Genomic DNA, 2,652 nt, shown 5'->3' on the forward strand with positions numbered 1-2,652 from the left:
TCATACAAATGATGATATTAAACCTTACAGATTGGGTAGATATATTTTTATGTACACCTCAACAAATTCACAGGTATACGGAGAAAAGTATATTCCGCAAATAAAAAGAAGCCTCCCCGGTATTAAAATAATTTTAGCAACTAAAGATACATACACCAGAAAAGAGTTAATTAAAGTATATCAAAAATGTTTTTTAGGCCTTAGATTAACAAAACATGATGGGTTAAGTAATACGGTATCCGAACTGGGATTGATGGGGCGGAGAGTTGTTTGGAATGGGAACACTCCGAATGCAATAAATTATCGTACTGTAAGCGATATTGTAAAGATTATTAAAAATGAAAGTAATTACATGGGAAAATTCACTCCCAAAGTAGCAACAGAGGTAAAAGAATACCTCCAATTTAGGGATGATTGGTTAGATACTGATTTTTATAAAGATAAAAAGTTTCCTAAAAAGGAAACAATAATAAAAATCAAGCCTGCCAAAAAAAATGACAAATGTTCGGTTATTATTAATACATACAAAGATAACTTAGAAAATTTACGTTGGGCCATTGAAAGTTATCTAACCCAAAAAAACATAGATGTTCAACTTATCCTATCTACGGTAAAAGGAGATAATTCTATCCAATTAGCCAAAGAATATAAAGAAATTGATTTGTGTATATCAGAACAACCAGGAATATACCCTCAATTAAATAAAGCATTAACGTACATCAAACATGAATGGTTTGCTTATGCCTCCGGGAATGATGAAGCATATCAAACAAAATTGTATGATGAAATAAGCCTGTGTAAAAAACATAAAAAATTAGTTTGTTACTCTGCCTTTGATATAACTTTTGATGGAATTGTTAGAACAAGGTATTTTCATAACTACTCACATAAAAAGCACCTTGAAGGAAATTTTATAAGCGACTGTGCTTTAATTCATAAAGATTTAATAAAAAAGTACGGACCATTTAAATTAGAATGGGGGAATTACGCATTTTATGATTTTTGGCTTCGGGTATATGAGGGAGAAGGAAATGTTTTTGTCTACAACCCGGAACCTACATGGAACTATATTGTTTCAAACAATTCTTTACATATCAAAAGAAAGAAAAACCCTGAACTAACAAAAAAATACGAAAGTTTAAAACAAAAAATGATAGAAAGTCATGTTGGAATTAGACAATAAATATTACGATAAAATTTACAAGCAAAACAAAAATAAAGGAGGAGAGTATTCAAAACCTCCACTCAAATCTATTTATGCCAACGTTTGGTTAAAAGCACTTAGCATATTAAGTAAATCGGAAAGAATTTTTGATTTAGGATGTGGCCCGGGACAATTTGCCCGATTACTCATTAAAAATAAATACAATTTTATTTATGGTATTGATTTTAGTGAACAGGCTATTAAAATGGCTCAATCATTAAATACAAAATTCAAAAAGTTTTTTTATGTAAAAAATATTAAAGACGAACTTGTGTATAATTTGCACAGATTCGATACAGTAGTTTCATTTGAGGTATTGGAACATATTACCGAAGATTTATCGGTAGTTGAAAATATCCCTTCAGGAAAACGATTTATTTTCTCTGTACCTAATTATTGGACTAAAGGGCATGTAAGAGTTTATGAGTCTTCCGAGGAGATAGTAAAAAGATATTCAGAATTACTCGATATTAAAGCTATTTACCCCATAAAAATGAATGATAAAAACACGATTTTTTTAGCAGACTCTAAAAGAAAATAATTATGCAAACAATTATAAGTGATAAACACAAATTTATTTGCGTTTTAATCTATAAAAACGCTACCCGAACACTACGGGAGTACTTCTACTTCTCTGCTAAATATAAAGCAAAATTACAAGACATAAAGAGCTTAAAAAGGTATAAGGATTATTTTATATTCACTTTTGTACGCAACCCATATAAAAGGGTATTGTCATGTTATCTGAATAAAATAATAAATCCCCCACCTCATTTTATTAAACAGCAGCTTAAACCTTTTGGATTAATACCTAATATGAGCTTTGATGATTTTATAAACTTCTTATGTTTTAATGAAAAAGGGAAAGACAGGAATGACCCACATTGGACAAGTCAACATAAATTTATTAAACCAGGAATTGATTTTATAGGAAAATTGGAAGATTTTGACAAAGATTTTAAAATCATTCTTAATCGTATTGGACTGCCTTACCAATCCCCAAAACATTTAAACTATACCACCAAAGAAGGCGCACATTATACAAAAGACTTAAAATATGTAGACAAACCTAAAAAGGCTAAACCACCTGAGTTAGATGATTATTACACTGACAAGACTTATCAGTTAATTTACGAACGTTATAAAAAAGATTTTGAAATGTTTGGTTATGAAAAAATACCCCTACCGAAGCAGTGGCATATATAAAAATATTCTTTAAAAACAAAAAGGAAAGCATACGGTTATTTTTAATTTGTTTAAACTAAATTAGCCTTAGTGAAATTGAAAATGAAGGGATTATGAAAAAGATTGTATCAATAGTAGGAGCAAGACCACAATTTGTTAAAGCTGCAATATTATCCAAATTATTAAAAAAACATTTTAAAGAGACTATTATCCATACCGGTCAACACTACGACAAGGATATGAGTGATATCTTTTTTAATGAA

At 29.6% G+C, this 2,652-nt stretch carries 3 protein-coding genes; all 3 read left to right on the forward strand.

What is annotated here, in order from left to right; all coding sequences use genetic code 11:
- A partial coding sequence (locus tag VJ881_02140) for a hypothetical protein (protein HKL74841.1) occupies positions 1-1,183 on the forward strand: 1,183 nt, incomplete at its 5' end.
- Positions 1,167-1,745 carry a class I SAM-dependent methyltransferase gene (locus VJ881_02145; GenBank protein HKL74842.1) on the forward strand — a complete coding sequence of 193 codons (579 nt, stop codon included), beginning with the start codon at positions 1,167-1,169 and terminating at the stop codon, positions 1,743-1,745. The genes VJ881_02140 and VJ881_02145, both read left to right, overlap by 17 nt.
- A gap of 2 nt (positions 1,746-1,747) precedes the next feature.
- Positions 1,748-2,410 carry a sulfotransferase family protein gene (locus VJ881_02150; GenBank protein ID HKL74843.1) on the forward strand — a complete coding sequence of 221 codons (663 nt, stop codon included), beginning with the start codon at positions 1,748-1,750 and terminating at the stop codon, positions 2,408-2,410.
- The last annotated feature ends 242 nt before the right edge of the window (positions 2,411-2,652 follow it).

This window comes from Halanaerobiales bacterium (assembly GCA_035270125.1).
Taxonomy (GTDB): Bacteria; Bacillota; Halanaerobiia; order Halanaerobiales; family DATFIM01; genus DATFIM01.

What these genes read in the sequence shown, in the direction of transcription:
- VJ881_02150 (HKL74843.1), top strand. Translation starts at nt 1,748, where the DNA reads ATGCAAACAATTATAAGTGATAAACACAAATTTATTTGCGTTTTAATC.